Origin of the sequence: Sphingobacterium sp. xlx-130 (assembly GCF_011007405.1) — a bacterium.
GTDB classification, from domain to species: domain Bacteria; phylum Bacteroidota; class Bacteroidia; order Sphingobacteriales; family Sphingobacteriaceae; genus Sphingobacterium; species Sphingobacterium luzhongxinii.
The window spans coordinates 41,813-66,467 of sequence record NZ_WFKN01000012.1; the positions used below are offsets into that span (position 1 = coordinate 41,813).

Below are 24,655 nucleotides of genomic sequence, written 5' to 3' on the forward strand. Positions count from 1 at the left end.
AATTCAAAACTGATGCTATTTCCAGGTACTACCGAAGAGGGGGTGTTGTCGCATCTCCTCTTCTCCTGATATGATTTCCGTCCTTATTTCATTACGATCACCCTCCCTTCTTGAATATCAAAACGTAAATCAGATACCTGTTCTATACTCGCCAAGACATCACTCAGCTTCTTGGAGCGCTTAAGGCTCCCTGTAAATCTATCGGTAGAGCCCGCTTTAAATTCGACCCCTTCTATGGCATACCACTTGGCCAGATCGGCCATAATAAGGCGTATCGGCACATCTCTAAATCGAAAATAGCCATCCCGCCATGCTAAAATGCTCCCCATATCCACATTATCTTCCACCTGTATTTTAGCGGTAGCTCCTGCCCGTGCCTGTTGCCCCGGCTTTATACGCACCTGCCCATTTCCTGCTTCCACCTGTACCGAACCCGACACCAGCGTCGTTGCCGTCAGACCATCTTCTTTATATGCCGACATATTAAACTGTGTTCCTAATACAGTGACCGCTGTATTTTTCGCATGAACCACAAAGGGAATAGCCTTATCATGAGCGACCTCAAAAAAAGCTTCCCCGGACAATGTCAACTCACGCTGTCTTTTACCAAATGAAGCATAAATTTCCACCTGCGAATCCGAATTGAGGTTCACTACCGAAGCATCAGGCAACTTCAACCTTAAGGTCTGTCCCTTAGGCGCTGCAAACCGATGTTTTTCGTCGGCCTTAAAAAAATCACCCGCACGATCCTGCTTTAGCTCAATCGTTCCGTCTTTAGCGCGCAACAGGGCAAGCCCTTTATAATGCAGCGTATCCTTGCCCACATCCGCCAGTGATAGCTGCTTTCCATCCGCCAATGTGATCATAGCGTCCTCTTCCGGCAATTCGATATCTTTGGATAGCTCCATCGAGGGGGCTTCGGTCAAATTTTCCACCGCAAGATCTCCTGGCCACAACCGATAAGCGACCATACCCACTAGTCCAGCTAATAAGAGCACCGCAGCAATCTTACCCCATTGCTTCCATCTTGCATACAGCGGTAGTACAAGCGCAGGTTCTTTATCGTCCATTTCTGCTTCAATGTTCTGATAGACTTTATCCCGTTCGAAAGCCGTATTTTCCACCAATTCAATAGATTCATCCACCAAATTTGAGAACTCAGATTTTTCCACAGCAGCCATCATTGCATCAAACTCTTCCTCTTCCGAAGCGTCCAGCGTACCTTTCAGGTATTTATTAAAAAGAAGTCGTAATCTATTTTTGTCCAATTTTCTTATCCTTGATTATAGGTAGTACACCCAAGTCGAGTGATAGGACTAGTCGAAAGTGTATTTTCTTTTAAAAGCTATACGCCATTAGCCAAAAGCCATAAGCCATTAGCCATACGCCATTAGCCATACGCCATAAGCTATTATCAAGAAGTTATAATCCGCTTGGGGCAGCGTCTTTTTTAGATTCTTGAGCGCTTGGGTGATATGATTTTTGACCGTATTTGGCGAGATCCCCATCTCTACCGCTATCTGCTGATGGGTGTAGCCTTCCATTCGGCTCAATTTTAAAGCCCTTTTTTGCTGTTCGGGTAAGTTTTCTATGGAATATTCCAATTGGCTTTCCAGTTCGCGTACGTTTAAGCGCTGTTCCACATCGTTGATCAGCACATCATCCAGCTGAACCAGATATTTTCTTGCTACACGGGCGTGCCGCAATTGATTAAAGCAAAGTCGCTTCGCTACCACATAGATCAGTGGCCATATCTCTTGATCCTCCCGAATCTCGCTACGGGCAGCCCATATTTTAACAAAACAATCCTGCACCATCTCTTCGGCCAGTCCAGAATCTTTCAAGAGTTTAGATCCCAAATCAAATACAAAAGGGGCATATGTATCATATAGCGACCTAAAGGCTTCCCTGTCACCATTTTTGATTTGTACCAATATCTCCTTTGTGCTTGTTACCATGATCTCCAGCAGTTACCGCAGACAATTTAGATTCAGGATAAAGGTATACACATTTATCTAAAAATCCAATCTGCGCCAAAGATACCACTCCAATGTTAGCCCAATGTTAAGGAATAAATTACCGCTCTACATTTACGCCAACGGGGTAGAAAGAAATGCATTCTTTTCTTGAATTCCATTACCGGAGAACAAATTAGCCCCATTTGGTTCAACTGCGGATTTTATCGAGCAAAAAAAAGCAGGCGTCGATGTACTACCGGCGCCTGCAAGTTCCGACAAAACCGGAACTTTCTCTAATATTAAGCTTAGTTCTATCTTTTTAATGTGCAACCTTATACAATTATTAAGCCATTTTTTATCGAGCTATTTTTTTACTAATTCAGGCAGCCCCCAAACCATTTACTTTCAACGGATAATAAAAAAAACAACGCCCACCTTTTACCAAGGTGGGCGTTTTCATATTCGTATCCATTAAACTATTAATAGCCTGGATTTTGCTTGAGGGCCGGTTCTACGCGGAGGCTATTCTCATGGAATGGCCACAGGTAGTTATTATCCTTAAAGGATCGGTCTTCCACCTTCAGCGTCTCCACCTTGCCATCTACCAATCTACTGTGTCCCATTGCCGGTTGGTTCATCACCTGTTCTGCTATTTTCCATCTCAGGATATCATCATAGCGCAAGCCTTCACCCGCAAATTCCGTACGGCGCTCGTTCCGTATCAGATCGATCCACTGCTGTTGCGACTTGGCAGTCAGTGTCACATCCGCCACACTCATGTCCAATCCTGCTCTACGCCGTACATCATTGATACATTTTTTAGCGAGGTCATCCACATCATTCATCATGATCTTAGCTTCCGCATAGGTCAGCAATACCTCCGCATAGCGCAAGAAACCAACATCCATATTACCGGATGATTTGGCCGCATCGGCTTGGTCTACCCATTTCTTGAACCAAAATCCCGACTTACCCGCTCTAGCCTTCTCGTGGTATACCGATGTACTTGGATCATAGATATCCAGTTTTTCACCGTTGAATGTATCCCCGTGCATAAATATACTTTCCGCCAGTCTCGGGTCTCGGTTCAGTTTAGGATTCAGTTCGTATTCCTCTTTTGTATGCAATGGACAAGCATCGATCGGCCTTCCCTGTTTTGTCCAGTAAGCATCTACCAATGCCTTAAGAGGCACTAGATAAGATTGTCCATGCCCCGTTTTCGACTGCGGCGCCATGACATTGAATGTAATACTTCCTCCCGATCTACTGTCGCGATCAAAGCGCATCACAAATTCCTTATTCGTCTTATCGGCTTTATAGTTAAACATATCACCGTATTTTCCATGTAGCTCATATAGCCCTCCATCCATCACCTCTTTGGCGAGTCTAGCAGCCAATTCATAGCGTCCATTGATCAATGCATAGCGCATAATCAGCGCTTTAAACGAATATTGATTAAAAAGGTAGGCGTTTGTCGTATATATTTCTTTAGGCAATCTATTGGCAATCTCCTCCGCAAGCGGAAACAATATTTCCAATATCTCTTCTTTTGTCTTCGTCGGCTGCAGAGCCGAGCCGAGGTCGGCTGGTTCCAGGTGGAACGGGACATCTCCCCAGCGGCTCGTGAGCTTAAAATAGTGCCAGCAACGCAATGCCTCAAATATAGATTTATACCTACTGCGCAACGCTTCATCTTCCATATACGGCACATCCATACTCGCGATAAAGGTATTGAGACGGCCCAAGTGCTTCATATGCAATTGATAGTAGAACAAGAACGGTTCGGTATTCGAGTTGATATTACCATTAGCTACCTGCTGATGCCTATCGCCCGATATACGGCTATACGCATTGTCCGACTTTCCATCTTCCATATAGAACAAGATGTGTCTATAAGTGCCGTGCGAAAACGGATCCATATAACTACTGTAGAGTACCCTTAGCACATCGGCCTCGGTATTAAAAAATTCCACAAAATCAGTCGCAGTAGGGTCGGTCTTGTCCAGGAACTTCTCACAACCTGTGAGCGACAATGTAGCCGATGCCAGTATAATATAGAATAGATTCGATTTTTTCATCTTTCTCAATCTTTAACTTTTAAAATATAGAAGTAGATACACCAATGGTATACGTCGCCATACGCGGATAGTTACCACCGCCACCATTTCTTTCAGGCTCTAGGCCTTCCCATTTCGTAAAGGTAATGGCATCCTGTGCATTGACATATACCCTCGTATTGTGGAATGCCTTTCCAATTTTCTTGACCGTATAGCCCAGTTGCAGCACCTTGATACGAAAGTAAGCCGCATTACCGATCCACACATCACTCAGGTACGCATTCGTACTTGTCCCGGTCCATACCCTTGGGAATCTACTGTTTTGGTTTTCAGGTGTCCAGCGATTATCCGCATAATACTGTCTAGGAGCACCTAATGCGTTTGTATTACCGTCCACCAATACCGGATAGCCCTCTTGATCGCTTATTCTCGCCGTACGTTTACCTACGCCTTGTCCCACCATACTAAAGTCAAAGCCCTTATATTTCAGACTCATATTGACATTGTAGTTATAGCGCGGCGATGGGTCTCCAAGATAGACGCGGTCCGCATCATTGATGATACCGTCGCCATTCTGATCCACATACTTAATATCTCCAGGCAGTGTATTTGCCATTTTAGCTGCCGTATTCGCTACATCGTCGGCGTCCCTAAAAAAACCATTAGTCTGGAATCCATAATAGTTGTCTATAGCGATTCCTTTGTACCATATTTTGTCTGTATTATCTGTAAAGACCAAGGTGTCGCTATCCTTATATCCTGCTTTCAATACCTCGTTGTTATTATCGAAGAACGCACCACCGATACTGTAAGTTACATTTCCGATTTTATCGCTCCAGTTTGCAGATAGTTCTACCCCCTTGTTGCGCACCTCCCCGATATTCACTGCAGTCGTCAATGAGTGCGATCCCGTAAGTGGAGGTACCGGAAATTTGGAATAGATCAGATCATAAGAGAATTTATCATACAGCTCAGCGGTTAATGTCAACCGATCTTTCAACGTAGTCACATCTACCCCCACATTCCATTGCTTTTGCTTTTCCCAGGAGAAATCAGGATTTGGCACCCGCATCGTCCATCCATAATTATTCACCACTTCCTCCCAAAGGTAAGGGTCTACATTCTCGTTACCGATCAGCCCGTATGATCCTCTCAGTTTCAGATTAGACAATACCTTAGCATCCTTCAGTCCTTGCATAAAGTTCTCGTTGTGGATATTCCATGCTACCGCTGCCGAAGGGAAAAATCCCCATTTATGCCCTGGTGCAAACTTACTACTACCATCTGCACGGCCAGTAGCCTCTAGGATATAACGATTATCGAATGCATAGTTCAGCTTTCCAAAAAACGAAGCCTTCGATATCTGCTTATAGCTGGTATAAGTCAGATCCATCACCTCGGTACCTGCCGTAAAGTAGATTTTATCTTTTCCGCCACGCAGGGAGTTGGTATAATTGAGTAGTGCACGAGCCGTCAATTGGCTTTCACTCACCCCCTGAGAGGCATCCACTTTGTTCGACACGATCTGTATCGGTTTACCGTTTTCGTCAAGGTATCTAAAAGATTTTACTTCTTCCTTATTGGCCGATTTACTGACCATATACGAGACATTTCCTTCAATATTCAGTTTATCGGTTATATTATAGCGCGGGCGTAGATTTATTACACTTTTGTCGTGCATATAGTTCTTGATTCCCCCTCGGTTGATACGCGCTACCGGATTCAGGTCATTGTGCAATATATAATGCTCTGGCAGCCCACTATCGTAGTATACCTGTTGGGTTGGATTCATGCGCCAAGCGACTTTATAGAGACCGTTACCATCGTCATTCTGCAAGAGACGGTCATTTTGGAGGCGTTGCGCGTAAAAATCCGCCAATAGCACAAATTTGTTTGCGATATTGACATTCGTGTTGAAGCGTGCCGTAAATTTCTGTGATCCTTCGATCGCATTGAGGCCTGTTTCGCGCAGGTGCCCCATCATCAGGTTGAAGGTCCCCACACCACCACCGCCCGATACATTGGCGGATTGGTTATGGGCCATAGACGTACGCTGCATGACTTCCTTCAACCAGTCTACCGACTTTATGTCACCGGACTGTGCCCTAGCGATATCAGCATCCGAGTAGGACAGCGACTGTCCCTGGTATCCGCTAGCCTCATTATTGAGGCGCATATAGTTTTCTGCATTTACAAATTGAGGCAGATCTATGGCTTTATTAAATCCAGACCAAGCATTCAGATTGACTTTAAACTTACCTGTAGTCCCTCTTTCCGTCTCAATAATAATAACCCCATTGGCCCCTCTCGATCCATACATGGAGGCCGAAGCCGCATCCTTCAATACGGTCAGACTCTTTATCTGATTGGGATCTAGGTCCGATATATCCATTTCCATTCCGTCTACGATGACTAGAGGCTCCGCATTCTGCAGCGTACTGACACCACGGATATTGATACTACCAAAGGTACTTCCCGGCAGCGAGTTGCCCTGCATCATAGTCACCCCAGGTATAGTTCCGCTAAATGCCTGTTGCATTTTCATAATGGGCCTGGACTTGGTCTGCTCCATATCCAACTGACCTACCGACGAGGCCACGTGCTGCCTATCCACCTTATTATAGCCCATCACTACGACTTCATCGAGCCCTAGCTGCGCTTCCTCCAGGATGACATTGACCGTTTTCGAAAAGTCCCTAATCACGATTTCCTGCGTTTCATAGCCCACCGCAGAGATGATCAGCGTTACAGCCGACGAATTCGACTTTAGGTCAAAGTTTCCCCCCGCATCTGTCTCCGTCCCCACGTTTGACCCTTTGATCAAAATAGAAGCATTAGCTACGGGTCGGTTCAGGTTATCTTTGACCCGTCCTGTCAGCCCTGCACCCGTCTGTGCCAGCGACCAGGTCGTAAAGCAAAGTAGGTTAAAAAAAAGTAAAATTGCTTTCATTTAGTTTTTAAATTGTTTTTAATATTTAGGAATTCTTGTGCATAGTTAACCAACTTTATTAAAAAAAACAACAAACAAAAACCATAAGCTTTAAAATCTAAATGAAAAAAAAGCAGCAAAATAGCATAAAAAGCAGTTTAAATCCCTTACAAAGCATTTCGCTGCCTATGTTAAGAAATTATTAATTATGAAAGGTATCGTAACAAAAAAAAGAAAAAAAAGGCCATGACTTTCGATTTCGAAATAAAAAAAAACTTCTTTTAATACGATTCGTTAGTTTATTATCAGCCTGTTATCATAAATTTTTTAGGTGGTACACTATTTTGTAGCCTATCTATCGGGAGTTTCTTTTGACACGATCGAGCTTAGCTGTCCAATCGCTCAAACACCGAGTTCTGCGATTTAAACTCCGGCACGATCTCTTTGATAAGCCGTACCAGTTCCATCTTATGCTCTTCCGGATCTGCCGTCTTTACGAGATTGCACAACAGCTCGATCTTCAGCCTTTTAAGCTCCAGATCATCGGTATTGACCTTGGCTATCATAATCTTCTCGTGATGGGTCTTTTCGGTAGTTTCTCCATTTGCCAGGAGCTCTTCAAATATTTTTTCACCCGGGCGCAGCCCTACCACCTTGATATCGATATCCTCGGGGTGGCTGTAGCCTTTTAGGCGGATCATCTGCTTGGCCAGATCCATGATTTTTACCGGCTGGCCCATATCAAACACGAAGACCTCCCCTCCTGCGCCCATCACCCCCGCTTCCTGCACCAGCTGACAAGCCTCAGGAATAGTCATAAAGTAACGCGTAATATCCGGATGCGTAATAGTCAGCGGCCCCCCTTTGAGCATCTGCTTTTCAAACAATGGGATTACCGAGCCATTCGATCCCAGCACATTACCAAAGCGTGTCACGATATAATTGGTTTTAGAATCTTTATTTATGCAGGACACGATTATCTCAGCCACCCGCTTCGTTGCTCCCATGACATTCGTCGGATTTACCGCCTTATCTGTCGAGACCATCACAAATTTCTCCACGCCATACCGATCGGCCAGCAGGGCCACGTTGCATGATCCCCAAACGTTTGTCATTACCGCCTCATAAGGGTTTTCCTCCATCAGCGGGACATGCTTGTACGCTGCCGCGTGGAATACATACTGCGGACTATACTTCTCAAAAACACGGCGCATGAAAGCCTCATTACGGATATTCCCCACAATAAATACGAAGCGATCGCTTCCCTTATAACGCTGCAGTTCTTGCTGTACCTCATATAGCGCAGATTCCGCCTGGTCCAGCACAATCAATTTTGAACAGCCAGTACGTCCGATCTGCCTTACCAGCTCAGCCCCGATAGATCCAGCCCCTCCAGTTATCAAGACCACCTTATCGCACATTTCCTGCTGTATTTCCGGGTTATCCAGATCGATGGCCTTACGCCCCAACAAATCCTCTATGCGCAAGCTACGGATCTGCCGGGTAGCCACCTCACCGGCCATCAGACGCGCACTATCCGGTATTATCTTGACAATCAAAGGAATAGGCTCTGCCAATTTTACGACCCGCTGTAGGCGTTCCGGCACATTACGGTCTGTCGCGATGATCAGTTCATGCGCATTTCCATATTGCTGTACAAACTCCTTATTCAATTTAGAGACATCATGGATCTTAAATCCCTGCAACCGTTTGCCGATACGCGTTGGGTTATCGTCCATTATCGCTACGATACGGTATTTGTTCCGAGAGGTCGACTGGATAAAATTAAACGTTGTATTCCCCATATTGCCCGCCCCGAACAAGATCACCGGGATACGGTTGTCCTTACGGTTCCATAACAGTTCGTGGTATAGCGCCCGATAGAGCACCCGTGCAAACGACATACTAAAACCAGTGATAAACGCATGAAAGAGCAATTGCGTATCCGAAAAAGGCAGTATATACCGCATAAAAGGAAGAAACTCAATTTTCCAATGAATCAGATGCGTTACCACTTCGACCAGCGCTAATGCTGTAAATACCGTGATCGACACCTGTTGCAGGTCACGGATCCCCGTACGGCGTATCACCGAACGATAGGTCTGAAAACCCAGAAAGCACAGCAAGTAGATCATTCCCACGACAGCCAGCTGCCCCAGCATACGATCCAGCAGATTCACCAGATTATGCGTCGTTATTCCATTACGCTCTTTAAAGATCAACACATAACTCAGGACAAATGCTCCAGCCATTAACAGCAGGTCGATCAATAGGATCACCCAGCGCGGCTTGTTCATCCGCAGTCCTTCTCTCCAAATATCTATCATGTAGTATACAACAAACTAAGTTTCACCCAGTCCACTCCCACAGGAGTGCTGGTTACAGATATCTCCTTGATTAATTTTCAGTTATTCTGGATTAACACCATTTAACTAAACAAAAAAGATACCAAAAAACAGAAAACAAAATATAATTAAGTCCGAATAGTACGCAAGATATAAAAAACATTCAATCCGATTTGTATTATTTATCGTAACTTATCCATTATCCAATTAGATTCCATGGCGTATTAACAAAACCTATAGCCTCCTTTTTTGTTAATTTAATACCTTAAACAACACAGATATGCAACACACATTTTTCAAAACGATCCAAAACTCGGTAAAACACTGGTACATCCCCTTGATCATCGGGGTACTATTGATCCTATTGGGTTTTTACACCATCAGCACGCCCCTAGCTTCTTTTCTGGCGTTAACATTTCTTTTTTCCTGGTCCTTTATTATTTCCGGGGTACTTGAGATTATTTTCGCTGTACAAAACAAGCGGGAGATCGAAGGCTGGGGCTGGTACCTTACCGGAGGTATCCTGTACACGCTCTTCGGCATACTGCTTTTCAGCAATCCGCTGTTATCCGCTGCCACGTTGAGCTTTATTGTCGGCTTTTACGTGATGTTCCGATCGATACAGCTTATGTCCTTCTCTTTCGATCTGAAAAATTACGGCAGCAAGAATTGGGGCTGGATGACTGCCTGGGCCGTATTGGGACTGATTTTCAGCTTTATCCTGCTCTGGAACCCGGCCTTTGCAGGGCTTTCCTTGGTCATATGGACAGGACTCGCCATCACGGCGGTCGGATTCTCGGCCTGCTTATTAGCCTTCCAGCTGAAAAACCTAAAGAACAAATATTCCAACATGTCGGCAGCGTGGAAAGAAAAGTACCAAAGTCTAAAAGATGAGTTCCACAGACAGCATAAAGGAGGAGCCTAACGTTAAAAAACGGTAAAATTTCAGCACGGCGAGCGGGAGAACAAACCAAAATCCTTAGCTTGCCGTTTGATTTGTTAGACTATTTATTTAAAAAAAATAAAACTATGAAGTGTCCCAATTGCAACGAAACATTACTCATGACCGAGCGTCATCAGGTCGAGATCGATTACTGCCCGAGCTGCCGAGGCATCTGGCTGGACAAAGGCGAGCTCGACAAACTTATGGATTATGCCGCAGCACAGAGCCAAGCGCCAGCAGCAGCCGCACCACGCTATGAAGAGCGTCCGCGCGACAGCCACTACGACCGCTCCGATCGGCACCAGCACCGCGATCATCGCGACAGCAGAGACCATAAGGATAGCCGAGACTACAACCAGCAGTACCCTCGAAAAAAGAAATCCTTTCTTTCCGATTTCTTTGATTTTGATTAACAGGCGCAGCCGTTTCAAGATCTCACCCATGCCCCTTCGCAAGTAGCCGGGCGACAGCCCCCCTAGCGCTCTACGACGCCAATAAACAGTTCCATTTATACCTCCCTTACTTTGGCGTCGTAGAGCCCTTATTCCCCTATCCCGCTACACATAGTATATTAAGATACCAAATTCGTTTATTTAGTTTACTTTTTTACTAATATAAAATATTTTAGTATACTTGTATTCTAAATAAGGCTACTTATGCATTATAATATGATTAATAATATTATTGACCTCGTAAAAGATTTCGAATCTGCCAACGCAGAGTCCTCTTACGACGCTACGATACAGGGCTTTAAAAAATGGGTTTACGAAGACTATGCCTTATCTACCGGAACGACGGCCAGTGCCGATACCGATGATCTGGCAAAAGACAGGATAGAACTGTTGGTCTTAATAAAAAAGATAGCGGGTATTTATTCACGGGTCACCGTTTCAGACTCCGATTTTTCGAGTCAAAATGACTTTTTATACCTTTTACATATTAATTTATCCGGCAAGACTACCAAGACGGCGCTGATCAATACGTTGGGCCACGACAAGCCCGTCGGCATGTTGACGATCAACCGGCTTATCGCCAAGAACTGGGTGGCACAAGAGAATTCGGCTGCCGATAGGCGGAGCAAATTGATTTTCCTGACCGCAGCGGGTAGCAGCGTGCTGGATCAACACCTCGAAAAGATGCGCAAGCTGTCCAATATTATAGGCGGCGATCTTTCCGTTACCGAGCTTTCCGAGCTTACCCGGCTGCTGAACAAGCTCAACGATTTCCATATCCATTTAAATCAAAAATAGACAAAAGAACAATTTATAAACTAAAAACACATTTCAACAATGAAAACTATAATAAGTACATTTACATTACTGGTGGTATGCGCGTTAGCCTACGGCCAGTCAAAAAGCCACCAACTATCCAGCCATATACTCAACATAACTACGGGACAGCCTGCGGCCGATGTGGTCATTAAACTGGAAAAATTAAACGATAAAAATCAATGGGAGCCTGTCAGCGTCAAAAAGACCGACGCCAATGGCCGGGTCGGCGATTTCCTACCTTATGATGAGGCGAAAGACAACAAAGGGACGTACAAACTTATTTTTGAGACCTATCCCTACTTCACAAAACATGGCGGTGATAGTTTTTATCCCTTTGTAGCGGTTGTCTTTGCGATCAAAGACCAGGCGCATTACCATGTCCCAATTACGATCAGCCCTTATGGCTACGCCACCTACAAAGGCAACTAGACTGGATTATGAAGAAGAAAATAGCAATCATAGGTTCTGGGTTTTCCGGGCTGTCTGCAGCGGCATATGCCGCTCAGGCAGGCCATGAAGTCCATGTCTTCGAGCGGCATGACCAGCCGGGCGGGCGGGCGCGGCAGTTCCGTACGGACGAAGGATTTGTATTCGACATGGGCCCCAGTTGGTACTGGATGCCCGACATCATGGAGCGTTTTTTTAGTGATTTCGGCTACCAGGCTTCCGATTTTTTCGAGCTGGTACCCTTAGATCCACAGTTCGAAATGGTATTCCAGGATACGCCGCTGGCAGTGCCATCCCATATAGCCGAACTACGATCGCTGTTCGAACAGCTGGAACCGGGGGCTGGCGCCCAGTTTGAAAAATTCATGCAGTCTGCCCAGTTCAAGTACGAAGTAGGCATGCAAGACTTCGTCAACAAACCATCCCACAGCTGGCTGGAGTTTATATCGCCCAAGATTGCCAAAAGCGCCTTAAAGTTGGATCTACTCACCGATTTCAGGACCTATGTGGCCCGGTATTTCAAAAATCCCAAGCTCCGTACGCTGATGGAGTTTCCGGTAATATTCCTGGGTGCATCCCCCAAAAACATCCCGGCCCTTTACAGCCTGATGAACTATGGCGGCTATGGCCTCGGCACCCATTATCCCATGGGCGGCTTCTACCAGTTGGTATTAGCCATGCAAAAGGTAGCAGAGGCACAGGGTGCCCGTTTTCACTTTGGCCATACCGTCCAAAAGATAAATACCAGTAGCGACCGGGTGAGCTCTTTGACGATAAATGGCACAATACGTCGCTTCGATGCCGTTATTGCCTCATCCGACTACCACCATACGGAGACCCTGCTCGAGGATAGTCAAAAAAACTATACCGAGGCCTATTGGCAGCAGCGCACCTTCGCGCCATCCAGTCTGATCTACTACCTGGGCATCCATACAGCGATACCCCAGCTCAAGCATCATACCCTATTTTTTGAGCATGATCTCGATGCGCACATCGACAATATCTATGGCGCGCAAAAATGGCCGGAAAACCCGTTATTTTACGTCTGCTGTCCTTCAAGGACCGACCCATCGGTAGCACCCTCCGGTGCCGAGAACCTGTTTTTACTGATGCCCCTGGCCATCGGTATACAGGACGGGGAGTCGCTTCGCGAGCAGTACCTGGACAAGATGCTGGCCCGTATCGAGCGGCACGCGGGACTGACCGATCTACGTTCACAGATTGTCTACCAGCGTAGCTATTGCGTAAGCGACTTTATAGCCGACTACAGCGCCTACGGGGGCAATGCCTATGGCCTGGCCAATACGCTAAGCCAGACCGCCGTGTTAAAGCCCAAAATCCGCAACAAACAGCTCAAGAACCTTTTTTATACCGGCCAGCTCACGGTACCTGGCCCCGGTGTACCACCGTCCATCATATCCGGCAAGATAGTAGCCCATGAAGTCCATAAACTTAAAACCCAGGTATTATGAGATATCCATGTAGCAACTTGACGAGTACGATGCATACGAAGCCCCCTGCACAGCATTTGCAGCAGGGTATATCCGGATATTCCACAGGCCCATTAAAAAACAAACCAACCCGCTATGAAACAGCTATTTGACGATCTTTCGTACGCAGTAAGCAAGATCACCACGCAGAAATACAGCACCAGTTTTTCCCTGGGTATCTTAGCCCTCAAGCCCTCTATCCGCAGCGCCATTTACGCCATCTACGGCTACGTACGCCTGGCCGACGAGATTGTAGACAGTTTTCATGGCTACGACAAAGCGCGCCTGCTCAGCAGGCTGAAGGTAGAGACGGCAGTAGCCCTTGAAGAGGGCATATCGCTCAATCCCATCTTACAGTCCTTTCAGGAGACCGTACGCCGCTACCAGATCGACCATACCCTGATCGATCAGTTCCTGCACAGTATGGAGATGGACCTACAGCAGCTGGACTACAGCCCATCGCTGTACCAAGAGTACATCTTTGGATCGGCGGAGGTGGTCGGGCTGATGTGCCTTCAGGTGTTTACCAAGGGCGATACAGCGCAGTACCAGGAGCTCAGGCCCTATGCGATGAAGCTGGGATCGGCCTTCCAAAAAATAAATTTCCTACGTGACCTCAAAGAGGACTACCACATCCTGGGGCGCACCTATTTCCCCAATATCGATATGGCCGTATTTGACAATACGGTCAAGTGCCAGATCGAGCAAGAGATCGAAGCCGAGTTTCGCGAGGCCCTGGTCGGCATCAAGCGGCTACCGCACTGCGCTATGTTTGGGGTATACCTGGCCTACAAATACTACCTATCGCTGTTCCGTAAGATCAAGAAAAAGTCTTCGCAGGACATCCTGCACAGCCGGGTACGCATTCCGGATACACAAAAAGCATTCGTAGCCTTAAAAAGTTATTTACGTTACAAAACTGCCTATTTATAGCCATGAACATACTCATCACCCTTGCCACCTTTACGCTTATGGAAGGCGCCACCTGGCTGATCCACAAATACGTCATGCACGGCTTCCTATGGTTTTTGCACCGCGACCATCACGACCACAGTACCGAGGGCCCTTTAGAGAAAAACGACTATTTCTTTGTCATTTTTGCCCTACCTACGATAGCCCTGCTGTATGTAGGCACGATGGATGGCATCAGCTACCTTTTCTACATCGGCCTGGGCATCATGCTTTACGGCATGGCCTATTTCTTCGTGCACGATATTTTTATCCATCAGCGTCTCCAATATTTCACACGCACGCGCAACCCCTACTTTTTAGCCCTTCGACGTGCACACAAGCAGCACCACCGACACACCGGCAAATACCACGGCGAGTGCTTCGGCTTCCTGTACGTGCCCATCAAATATTTCAAGATGTATTTTAAAAACAGTCCCCGATGATGCATTATACCTACGCCCTCGTCTTATTTTTTACCGTTATCATCTGCTTTGTAGCCTCTTTTGATAAGCGTATTCCGTTCCATTTACACTTTGCTGCGTTCCTCAAGGCTTCGGCTCTTGTTGCCCTTCCGTTTATTGCCTGGGACATCTGGTTTACCGCTCAGGGGGTATGGTGGTTTGACAGCTCCTATACCCTGGGATTCCGCCTCGCGGGGCTCCCCATCGAAGAATGGCTCTTTTTCATTTTTATCCCGTTCTCCTGCATATTTACCTACTACTGCGTAGACAAGTATTACCAGCTGGCCTGGCTCCAGGGCTTCAACAATCTTATCGTATTTGTGAGCGTCATCATCTGCGCCGTCGTCGCTTTAGTATACCAGGATCGCATGTATACCCATCTGACAGCGGTGGTGACTATTTTAACGCTGGTCTACCTGCATTTCATTAAGCGGGCAGACTGGATCGGCAAAGCATCGTTCGTATTCAGCTGCCTTATGCTGGGCTTTTTCCCGGTCAACGGTGTGCTCACGGGCACAGGCCTTCCTTCGCCTATCGTAAATTACAACCCCGAGGAGTTTCTCGGTATCCGCATACTCAGTATACCGATCGAAGACGCCGTATACGGCTATAGCCAGTTCTTGCTGGTACTGTATTTCTTCAAAAGATTCAAAAAGTCCGACGTATAGTGCGGATCACCCTTTATTCCACAATAAAAAAAACAAAAACATTACCAATGGACAGAAACAAAGTTGTACTCGTAGACGAGCATGATCAGACAATAGGGGAGATGGACAAGCTACTTGCCCACGAGCAAGGCCTGCTGCACCGGGCCTTTTCTGTATTTATATTTAATGCGCAGGGCGAGCTTCTGCTGCAGCAACGTGCCGACTCCAAATACCACGGCGGCGGTCTATGGACCAATACCTGCTGTTCGCACCCCCAGCTGGACGAGGACATCCATTGCGCAGCACTCGAGCGCCTGGAGTACGAGATGGGCATACGCTGCGAGCTCCGCCACCTTTACTCTTTCGTCTATAACGAACCCGTAGAGAACTACCTGATAGAGCACGAGCTGGACCATATATTTATAGGCCATTCGAACCAGACCCCTACCCCCCATCCCCTCGAAGTGCAGGACTATAAGTGGATGCGCCCCGCCGCTATCATCATCGATCTGTTGGAGCATCCCCGCAGGTATACGGTATGGTTTAGGCAGGCCTTTTCCGAGCTGGTCCTCAAATCAGTCATCAAAATATAAAACGCTTCCAACAAAAAAAGGCTTAGCTCAATTCCCGAGCTAAGCCTTTTTCTATAGCTATTCACAGTAGAATCCTTTTTACCCAACTTCACTACTATCGTATTCCGGACTATCGGGGCTACTACAGCATCCTTATCCCCCACCCTATACCGCAACTCGTGCGTATTATTCGATATACGCTGGTTCAGCGTACGGCTGTGGGGCGAGAACCGGCAACTGTAGTCTACACCAAAATTGCCATGATTACCCTTTCAGCCGATACACCTTTACATAATCAAACAAGATGCTGTCCGGATAGTTAGCGTGAAGGTGATTCCCGCCAAACCCCGTCAGCTCCGTACTCAAGATAATATACTCCGCGATATTAGATAGCGCCTCCGAAGTGCGCCACGTTTCCACGCCATCAACAAAGAAGACATACTCTTTTTCCGTCCATAACAGACCAAAAGTATGATACCCTTTATCCACCCCTGGAGCGGGCAATGCCAGCCCCACATTTTTATGTCCTGCACCATATCCATTCCAGTGCAGGTTATGGTGCACTTTATCCGGAGTGTTTCTATGGTACTCAAAGATGTCTATTTCCGTTCCATTATTCCAAGGATCATTATTCTCTTTAGTCATCGTATTGGTCTGGAGCCAAAATGCTGAGTGCGTGCCCAAGTATTTATTCACCTGGGCACGGCATTCAAAATAACCAAATTTCTGCGCAAATATTCCATCAGTAGTCACCTGTCCCACGTAGTATTTACCGTCCTTTTTTAGGGTCTGTAAGATCAGATTTCCCTTTCCGTCCAGTGCTATAGTTTCTCTCGACACCGTTGCAAACCCTCTTTTCGATCCTTCTGCGCGATATTTCCATTTTATTGTGTCCAATACCTCCCCTTCAAAATCATCCCACCAGCACAACGCATACTGACCGATAAAATCGTCCACCTTCAGCCCTGGATTTTCTATTATGCTTCGGTCTTTGCGGCCCTCCATCTGGGACAGCCCACGCAGGGGCATACCCACCAGCAACACCATCGCTATTAGGCCTATCGCGGATAGCCTAATTGACCTGTATCGTGACATCCCGTTCTGTTTTGGCCATTTCCTTTCCATCCACATCTTTGCCCAGCACCGTCATTTTATACTGACCAGGGGTTTTATACCCCAGTCTATAACTCGTCATCATATTCTGAAACCTCGTTTTCACGATATGCGATGGTTTATCCGGGGCCACTTTTTTATCATCCAGCATCGTCCTATCTTTAAAGCGGTATTCATGGCCCACCGTACCATCATACACCAGTATACTATCCGCATATCCGCCAAATTGTAGTGTAAAAAACTCCGATTGCTTGATGGCAGATTTATCCACCTGAATGGTCAGATCCCCCGTCCCGGGCTTCCAGTCCTCGGAGTACTCCTGTTTGCTACAGCCCGCAAGCACACCTATCAAAAGGCCAACAAATAACATTTTTTTCATCTCTAAACAATTAAATTTAATACAATGGATTCTGAACCAACAGTTTACTATTCTGTATCTGCGTCAATGGGATCGGGTACAGGTACATCGCCTTCGTGAACACCCTGTCCTCCACTTTCGTCCTTTGGTAGAATCCCGCTTCATTCGCAAATACATTCATGCCATATATCGCGCCCCCCTGCTTATAACCATCTGTTTCGGCCAGCATCCAACGCCTCACGTCAAAGTAGCGCTGTCCTTCGGTAGCCAGTTCTACCCGCATTTCGCGTCGTATAGCCTCCCGTTGTGCGTCCTGATCACCTACGATACCCGCCTTTATCGTGCGGAGTGCCGGTACGCCAGCCCGCTCCCTCACCTTGTCCACGTATTCCAAGATACGGGGGTCGTTTGGATTCACTTCGTTGAGCGCCTCTGCATAGAGCAGATAAAACTCCGCTAGGCGGTGAATAATTGCCGGTCTATATTCCGAGGTAGGGTTAGGGCTCAGGTTGTACACCCTACGGCTCATGCGCTTGTACATCAGGTAGCCGGTACGTGCGTTGTCTATGCCCGACGAGTTGTCGCTATTCCCACCTCTGTGCCAGGCGACCACTTCATTGCCTACATGCCATTTACGCTTGTTATAGAACACCGTACGATAAAATCGCGGTTCCCTATTGGTCCACATGCGGTAGGTTCCCACATCGGTACGTCCGGTCGGGTCATCCCCCGCCACCGAAAATCCTGTTTCCTTATACAGCGGCGACTCCTCGATAGTCAGCCCATCCCGCATCAAAAAATCGTCTACCAGCTCCTGGGTTATCGCCATGTATCCAGTTGTTGTATTCCCATTTCGGACACCTCGGGGTACATTCCAGCCATCCAGTCCGGCCCTAGACGATATATTTCCAAAATTGCCATTCGTCCGCGCGAATATCACCTCCTTGTTCATACTCATAAACATCTGGTAGAGGCTTTCGTCTGGATTTATCGATCCATCGGTCTTCATCACTTTAAAGAGCTCATAGTGGCCCGTATTGGCATAGTCCATAAATTCCTGCATCGCTTTCAGTGCGGCATTCCACTTCGCATTATCCTTAGCCGGGAATAGCTGTTTACCATCGGGATTCCTGACCTGCAATGCTTCTGCATATCCCCCGTTGAATAGTGGGCTCGCGGCATACATCATCAAGCGGGCACGCACCGCCAGTGCGGTCCCCCTTGTTGGCACGCCCAAGCGATTTACATCTGTCAGATTCGGGTCCTTTAGTGCCCCCGCGCAAAAAGTCAACTCATCGTATACAAACTTGACCACCTCATCGACGCTGTTGCGAGCAAAGTCCAACTGGCTGCTGCTGTTCGGATCCACCAGATAATCCATAATCGGCACAGGCCCATACTGTTCGAAGAGCAGGTAGTGGTAGTAGGCTCTAAAAAAACGAGCTTCCACCTGTAAGCTAGCTAGCTCCTCATCCGACACGTAATCTGCATCGCCCTGTTTAGGTATTGCTTTAGCCCGCTCCAAGAATACGTTGGCCTGTCTTATCAGTTTATAATACAGATCCCACCGCCCATAGGCGGTGTGCGACGAATTGAACGCGACCATATTAAAGTCGGCCCCTTGCGCCCTTTCGATCTCATCTGTGAGCTGAGGCCAGGGCAAGTCAGTGCCCGTAAGCTCCCGCATAAATTCGGCAGTATTCGGTATACCGGTATACACTACGCGATGAAACCGGCGCAAATTATCCGGTTCACTGAACACCTTTTCGTAGTCCAGCTCCTCCGCCAGCTCGTCCGATACATCCAAGAACTTCTTACACGAAGTAAATGATGCGGCCAGCATGGCCGCTATTGCTATAGCTATTATTGTTCTGTTCATGATTTACGATTCTTAAAATTACACCGACCGGTTAAAACGACAATTCCAGTCCACCCGTCCACATCGATGGCAGCGGGTACTTGGTACCACCTGCACTATTTCCCAGCTCGGGGTCATACATCTTCACTTTATCCCACAGCGCCACATTCTGTCCCATAGCATACAGGCGTATTGACTGTATACCTATGATATTCAACTTTTTGATATCAAAATTATACCCCAGTTCGACATTTTTCAGCCTTATGAACGAGGCATCTCTGATCCAGTATGTACTTCCGGTATTCGTATTGGTCATATTCACCGTCTGCAACCTCGGAAAGAATACATCCTGTCCCGGCTGCTGGACAGTCCACCTACTTTCCAGTACCTCGGCCCGCACATTACTCTCCAACAAGCCCCAGTGGAAAGGCAATGTCGCATTCGACTGGTTGTTCAGATTGGTCGATACATTGGCCGCCCCTTGAAAGAACAGGCTCAAAAAAGCCCCTTTGTACTTAAAGCTGGTTCCAAACCCATAAACAATCTCAGGGACGGTAGGCATTGCGGCATCTTTAATACGGTCAAAGGCGTTGACTATACCATCCCCATTCAGGTCTTTATACCTGATATCCCCCGGTTTCGGGTTGGCCATCTGCTCCGATGGCGCTATGCCCTGTTTCAGTTGATAAGCAATTTTACCATCTGCATCGGTGTATATATTAAAGTCGTCGTCCTTAAACAATCCATCCGCTACATAGACATCATTTATACCGTTGAGGCGTTTGCCCGTCAGCTCCATCCAAGGGTGGACCTGCTTTACCTCATCGTACTCTGTTATCTTATTACGCGCAAAGGTAAAGTTACCGCGTAGCTGCATGCTAAAGTCTGTTCCCAGCTTCTGGTTGTACGTCACCGATCCATCTACCCCCTTATTCTGCACCTTACCATAGTTCTGCCAAGGGTTGGACATGAATCCTGCGGCATTGACTATTGTTCTTCTGCGGAGCAAGATATTATAGCGGTCATTCTGAAAGTAGTCTGCCGTGATCTGCAGGTTGTTATTGAACAAACCCAGATCAATACCAAAGTTTCTTTTATTTTCGATTTCCCAGCCTATCATCGGTGCTTCAAATCGGGTTTCTGTCAGTCCATTTAGATTATCCAGGCTTCCTGTTGTCCCGATACCTATCGGATATGAAGAATAGGCTCCAAATTGGCCACGGTATATAAATCGGTTAGCCTCACTTCCGGTATCGTCATTACCTGTTCGTCCTACCGATGCCCGTAGCTTCAAGTTAGATAGGTAGCGTTTGAGGTGCTCTGGGAAGAAAGGCTCATTGGTCACGACATAGGCCAGCCCTACTGCCGGGAAGAATCCAAAGCGGTTGCCTTCGGCAAACTGCTCCGACCCGGTGATCCCAAAATTGGCTTCCATCGAGTATACCCGGTTATAGCTATAGGTTACCCGTCCTACATACGCCTGTTTACGGAACGATAGGGCCTGATTGTGCAATTGCCTTTCCTTCTGGTAGGTCAGTACCATAGCCGACACATCATGTCTATCGGCAAATACGCGGTCATAATTTAGCGAGGCCTCGAGGTATATTTTCTTCTCTGCCGAGTTCGATTCCGTGGGCTCACCCATCGCCGTCTTATTGGTTTTTCTTACAAATATCAGCTTTCCCTCATCATCCCTACCGGTAGCCACAAAGGTCTCCGGCGTGCGGGTCCTGGCCATCTGAAACTCCCCATAGGCATCGTAGCTCACGGTACCTTTAGCGCGTAGCCCCTGTGTCAGAAAGGGCAGCTTCTGCTCGATATCCACACGGCTCTGTATGGATGACCGCCATTCCTTTCTATAGCCGTACTCCAGCAGCTGGTTGTAAGGATTCACCTTATTATTATCCTGCGAAGGGTGTGCCGCCAGTGTTCCATCCGAATAGATCGCTGGGAATAGGTGCGGCGGTATCCGCGAGAAGCGATCGAATATTACGGTCTGATCGTAGTATGGCCTGTTCACCTGCCCATACTGCCCTGCCAGATCCACCCTTAGGGTCGTTGTATTGGTCACATCCATATCGATATTACTCCGCAGGTTGTAGCGTTTATAGTTCGAGTTGTTGTTATACTCTTTGGAGGACACAAACAGACCACTTTCGTTAAAGAAGCCTGCATTCACAAAAAAACGCATTCTGTCTCCACCACCTCTAAAGTTGAGGTTGTGTCTTGTATTGTAGGTATTGTCACGCAGCAGCAGGTCGTACCAGTTGCTGCTCGGGTATAGATCCGGATCGGCATTGGTCCGGAACTTGTCCAAGAGGTCGTCGCCAAATGCCGGTAGCAACCCATCATTTACCTGCGCTTCATTATACATACGGAGGTAGTCAAAGGAGTTGGCCATCCTGGGCACCCTGGTCGGTGTCGAGTAGGAGTATTCGCCGCGGTAGCCTATGGCTGTTTTTTGGATCTTTCCCCTTTTAGATGTGATCAGTATTACCCCGTTTGCTCCTTCTGCGCCGTATACGGCAGTCGCTGCGGCATCTTTCAACAAGGAGAACGTCTCTATTTCATCGGGATCAATATCATTCAGGCTTCGCGGTATCCCATCCACCAGCACTAGAGGCGATGTGCCGCCGGCAAAAGAGCTGGTGCCGCGTATCCAGAATTCGGCATCGTCGTAGCCCGGCATCCCCGATCGCTGTACGGCGATCAGTCCCGGTATCTGGCCGGCCAGGTTGTTGCTCAGACTGCGTGTGGGTGCGCGGAGGGTCTCCCCCGATACCGTCGCTATCGAGCTCACCACCGATTCTTTCTTCTGCTTGCCAAACCCCACAACGACGACCTCCTCCAGTCCCGCCGCATCCGGCAGGAGCACGATCTTATAGTCCTTGCCCTGGGTTACGACGAGCTCCTGGCCGGTAAATCCCATATAGCTGACCCACAGCACCGCATTAGGCGCTACCTCGATCACGAATCTACCGTTTCTATCGGTAGCCGTACCTATAGCCGGGTTCGATTTCAAAGCTACAGAAGCCCCCGTGATAGCAGATCCTGTGCTATCGGTTACCAGGCCTGTTACCTTAATTTTATCCTGTTTGCTGTTCGGTCTTTCGCTTTGCTGCAGCGTGATATTATTGTTGCGTCGCGTGTAGGTAATGCCCGACTCGCGAAATAGCCCCTGGAGCACCTGCTCTATCTCGACATCTTTCACATCAATACTCACAGGTTTCATCCTTAGCAATAGATCATCTTTGTAAAGGAAATGAATCTTATACCTTTCGGTAATCTGCTCCAGCACTTTTTCAATACGCTTGTTGCTCTGTTTGAGCGTGATCAGTTGGGCCGTTGCCTGTGCCCAAAAGCCAAATAAAAACATGGACAGCACCAGTAGACCATACTTTAGCACCATCCAGCTCTTATCTTTAATCTGGTTTTTCATCATAATTTAGACTGGTATCTTCTTTTTTAATATTACAGTTAGTTAATTCGCTGACATTTCGCAGCACTCGTCCTTGTTAATCCATAAGTTTCACTATTTGGTTATTTTCAATATTCTATTCTCAATCGTAAAGTGCAGCCCAGAGACATCCTTCAGTATGGACACCGCTTCCGCCAGGCTCGCCTTTTTATCTATTGTGCCCGATATATGCACCATTCTATCCGCTACCTCCGACTGTACCTCGATATCGTACCAGTCGGCCATCCTTTGCACCACCTCATTGAGGTTGTCCTGTTTAAAGTAGAAATACCCATCTTTCCAGGAGCTATACTTCTTTACGTCCACCTTCATCGCTACGAGTTCTCCATTGCGCCATCTACCTTGATAGCCCACCGGCAGATCCAGCATTTTTCTTTCCTGCCCCTGCATACGGACCTTGCCCTCGAGCAGGGTAGCAGCAGGATGCTTGCCATAGCTATTGACATTAAAAGAGGTACCGTATACCGCTACGGTATCCCTATCGGAGACGACCATAAATCGTCTTTCCGCATCTTTCGCCACCTCAAAAAAAGCTTCTCCCTTGAGGTACACCATCCTATTCCGTGTATTATATGCGCGATCGATTGTCAGCGTACTGGCCGCATTGAGCCATACCCGCGTATTATCAGGCAACCATAGTTCGATATTGCTCGCCTTCGGGGTAGTTATCGTCTTTATATTATCCATCTGCTGGGTAAAAAACCCCGAAGCAGCATCATTCCGCCCGCTATCTGCTCCTATTTTCAGGATCTTATCCTGCACCACGACCGTCTCTCCATTGGCCAGTTCCACCAGTGTCTGCATCTTACCGGGGCTGACGTCGTTTTTCTGGCCAAATACCCGATCCGGTATGACCTCGTTATAGTATACCCCCTGCCGCGCATCCCTACGTAAAAAGTATAGAGACAACGCTGCGGCCAACAATAGCGTAGCCGCTACAGCAGTATATTTATAATATATTTTCCACTTAGAGCGGGGCTTGGCGGTAGCTTGTAGATTCTTCCAGGCTTGTTGCTTTTTAGATTCAAAATAAACCAACAGCTCGTCCTGTACCTCGCGTCCTTTTTCAAAATCAGACAAGATTTTTTTGAGTTCAGACGGAGGCACCGCGGCCTCCAGTTCCTCCAATTCGTCGGATGAGATATTCTGATTGATATACTTAGCGATTAGCTGCGCCAATCGGATTGCGTGCTGTTCCATATCTCTATAATCCACTGGGAGCGGAAAAGGATGGAAAGAAAATTATTTTTTTTTAGAAATTTTTCAGAAACAGCAATATGGTCAGCAGATAGTGCAGCGACACCCGTTCCCGTAACAACATTAAGCCTCTATTTTTCTGGCTTTTTACCGTGTGTATCGAGATACAGAGCTTCTCTGCTATCTCCGCATTTTTGAGTCCTTCGACATAGCTCATTTTTAGGATGCGGCTACATCCTTCGGGCAGCTCCTCCAACAGTGCAGACAGGGCGACCGTCAGTTCAGCCTGGATAATCCTTTGATCATAGCCCTCTTCACTGATTTCGATCATCCCACTGGACAGGTATTTGGTATGGGTATTCTCTTTACGTATATTTTTCAGGCAACCATTTTTGACTGCACGATAGAGGTAGGGCAGTCCGATGCGCTGCACTTCGCTGGTCGCGTTGGCTACCATATTGAGGAATACCGCAGCCACCACATCTTCCGCAGCATGCGGATCGCCCAATAGGGCGGTCGCATAGACACATAGCCTCGCATAATACTGCTTAAAAAGTAATTCGGTGATCTCCGCTGTCAT

The 24,655-nt window shown here is 47.2% G+C and carries 20 protein-coding genes; 9 read left to right on the forward strand and 11 right to left on the reverse strand.

Annotated elements, in window-relative coordinates; all coding sequences use genetic code 11:
• Nucleotides 1–83: 83 nt before the first annotated feature.
• From G7B18_RS17505 to G7B18_RS17525, 5 genes are all read right to left on the reverse strand, one after another.
• A complete protein-coding gene (locus tag G7B18_RS17505; RefSeq protein WP_164111767.1) occupies nucleotides 84–1,268 on the reverse strand; it encodes a FecR domain-containing protein in 1,185 nt (394 codons plus the stop codon).
• A 108-nt stretch (nucleotides 1,269–1,376) separates the two neighbouring features.
• On the reverse strand, nucleotides 1,377–1,958 hold the full coding sequence (locus G7B18_RS17510; protein WP_164111766.1) for an RNA polymerase sigma factor: 582 nt from the start codon (nucleotides 1,956–1,958) through the stop codon (nucleotides 1,377–1,379).
• A 479-nt stretch (nucleotides 1,959–2,437) separates the two neighbouring features.
• Nucleotides 2,438–4,036 (reverse strand): RagB/SusD family nutrient uptake outer membrane protein, encoded by a 1,599-nt coding sequence (locus tag G7B18_RS17515; RefSeq protein WP_164111765.1) that lies wholly within the window; start codon nucleotides 4,034–4,036, stop codon nucleotides 2,438–2,440.
• Between the two features lie 19 nt (nucleotides 4,037–4,055).
• Entirely contained in the window at nucleotides 4,056–6,965 is a 2,910-nt protein-coding gene (locus tag G7B18_RS17520; protein ID WP_164111764.1) for a SusC/RagA family TonB-linked outer membrane protein, read from the reverse strand.
• A gap of 365 nt (nucleotides 6,966–7,330) precedes the next feature.
• Nucleotides 7,331–9,271, reverse strand: coding sequence for a polysaccharide biosynthesis protein (locus tag G7B18_RS17525; protein WP_164111763.1), 1,941 nt, complete (start codon nucleotides 9,269–9,271; stop codon nucleotides 7,331–7,333).
• A 298-nt stretch (nucleotides 9,272–9,569) separates the two neighbouring features.
• Between G7B18_RS17525 and G7B18_RS17530 the strand changes: the two genes are divergently transcribed.
• The 9 genes from G7B18_RS17530 to idi all read left to right on the forward strand — a co-directional run bounded on the left by G7B18_RS17530 (nucleotide 9,570) and on the right by idi (nucleotide 16,092).
• Entirely contained in the window at nucleotides 9,570–10,214 is a 645-nt protein-coding gene (locus tag G7B18_RS17530) for an HdeD family acid-resistance protein (protein WP_164111762.1), read from the forward strand.
• Between the two features lie 104 nt (nucleotides 10,215–10,318).
• Nucleotides 10,319–10,645 carry a zf-TFIIB domain-containing protein gene (locus G7B18_RS17535; RefSeq protein WP_164111761.1) on the forward strand — a complete coding sequence of 109 codons (327 nt, stop codon included), beginning with the start codon at nucleotides 10,319–10,321 and terminating at the stop codon, nucleotides 10,643–10,645.
• Between the two features lie 243 nt (nucleotides 10,646–10,888).
• Entirely contained in the window at nucleotides 10,889–11,482 is a 594-nt protein-coding gene (locus G7B18_RS17540; RefSeq protein ID WP_164111760.1) for a MarR family winged helix-turn-helix transcriptional regulator, read from the forward strand.
• A gap of 39 nt (nucleotides 11,483–11,521) precedes the next feature.
• Entirely contained in the window at nucleotides 11,522–11,932 is a 411-nt protein-coding gene (uraH, locus tag G7B18_RS17545) for a hydroxyisourate hydrolase (protein WP_164111759.1), read from the forward strand.
• A gap of 8 nt (nucleotides 11,933–11,940) precedes the next feature.
• On the forward strand, nucleotides 11,941–13,422 hold the full coding sequence (locus G7B18_RS17550) for a phytoene desaturase family protein (protein WP_164111758.1): 1,482 nt from the start codon (nucleotides 11,941–11,943) through the stop codon (nucleotides 13,420–13,422).
• Between the two features lie 114 nt (nucleotides 13,423–13,536).
• Nucleotides 13,537–14,373 carry a phytoene/squalene synthase family protein gene (locus tag G7B18_RS17555; protein ID WP_164111757.1) on the forward strand — a complete coding sequence of 279 codons (837 nt, stop codon included), beginning with the start codon at nucleotides 13,537–13,539 and terminating at the stop codon, nucleotides 14,371–14,373.
• Between the two features lie 2 nt (nucleotides 14,374–14,375).
• Nucleotides 14,376–14,834, forward strand: a complete 459-nt coding sequence (locus G7B18_RS17560; protein ID WP_164111756.1) for a sterol desaturase family protein — start codon at nucleotides 14,376–14,378, stop codon at nucleotides 14,832–14,834.
• Complete coding sequence (locus G7B18_RS17565) at nucleotides 14,831–15,520, forward strand: lycopene cyclase domain-containing protein (RefSeq protein ID WP_164111755.1); 690 nt, start codon at nucleotides 14,831–14,833, stop codon at nucleotides 15,518–15,520. Before G7B18_RS17560 ends, G7B18_RS17565 begins: the two co-directional genes overlap by 4 nt.
• Before the next feature lie 47 nt (nucleotides 15,521–15,567).
• A complete protein-coding gene (idi, locus tag G7B18_RS17570; RefSeq protein ID WP_164111754.1) occupies nucleotides 15,568–16,092 on the forward strand; it encodes an isopentenyl-diphosphate Delta-isomerase in 525 nt (174 codons plus the stop codon).
• A gap of 243 nt (nucleotides 16,093–16,335) precedes the next feature.
• Here the strand turns inward: idi and G7B18_RS17575 are convergent, their stop codons facing one another.
• The 6 genes from G7B18_RS17575 to G7B18_RS17600 form a co-directional block, all read right to left on the reverse strand.
• Nucleotides 16,336–17,166, reverse strand: coding sequence for a family 16 glycosylhydrolase (locus tag G7B18_RS17575; RefSeq protein WP_164111753.1), 831 nt, complete (start codon nucleotides 17,164–17,166; stop codon nucleotides 16,336–16,338).
• Nucleotides 17,144–17,563 carry a DUF5017 domain-containing protein gene (locus G7B18_RS17580; RefSeq protein WP_164111752.1) on the reverse strand — a complete coding sequence of 140 codons (420 nt, stop codon included), beginning with the start codon at nucleotides 17,561–17,563 and terminating at the stop codon, nucleotides 17,144–17,146. Before G7B18_RS17580 ends, G7B18_RS17575 begins: the two co-directional genes overlap by 23 nt.
• 16 nt (nucleotides 17,564–17,579) lie before the next feature.
• Nucleotides 17,580–19,421, reverse strand: coding sequence for a RagB/SusD family nutrient uptake outer membrane protein (locus G7B18_RS17585; RefSeq protein WP_164111751.1), 1,842 nt, complete (start codon nucleotides 19,419–19,421; stop codon nucleotides 17,580–17,582).
• Between the two features lie 31 nt (nucleotides 19,422–19,452).
• On the reverse strand, nucleotides 19,453–22,842 hold the full coding sequence (locus G7B18_RS17590; protein WP_164111750.1) for a TonB-dependent receptor: 3,390 nt from the start codon (nucleotides 22,840–22,842) through the stop codon (nucleotides 19,453–19,455).
• Between the two features lie 90 nt (nucleotides 22,843–22,932).
• Nucleotides 22,933–24,078 carry a FecR family protein gene (locus G7B18_RS17595; protein ID WP_164111749.1) on the reverse strand — a complete coding sequence of 382 codons (1,146 nt, stop codon included), beginning with the start codon at nucleotides 24,076–24,078 and terminating at the stop codon, nucleotides 22,933–22,935.
• Between the two features lie 52 nt (nucleotides 24,079–24,130).
• Nucleotides 24,131–24,655, reverse strand: a complete 525-nt coding sequence (locus G7B18_RS17600; protein WP_164111748.1) for an RNA polymerase sigma factor — start codon at nucleotides 24,653–24,655, stop codon at nucleotides 24,131–24,133.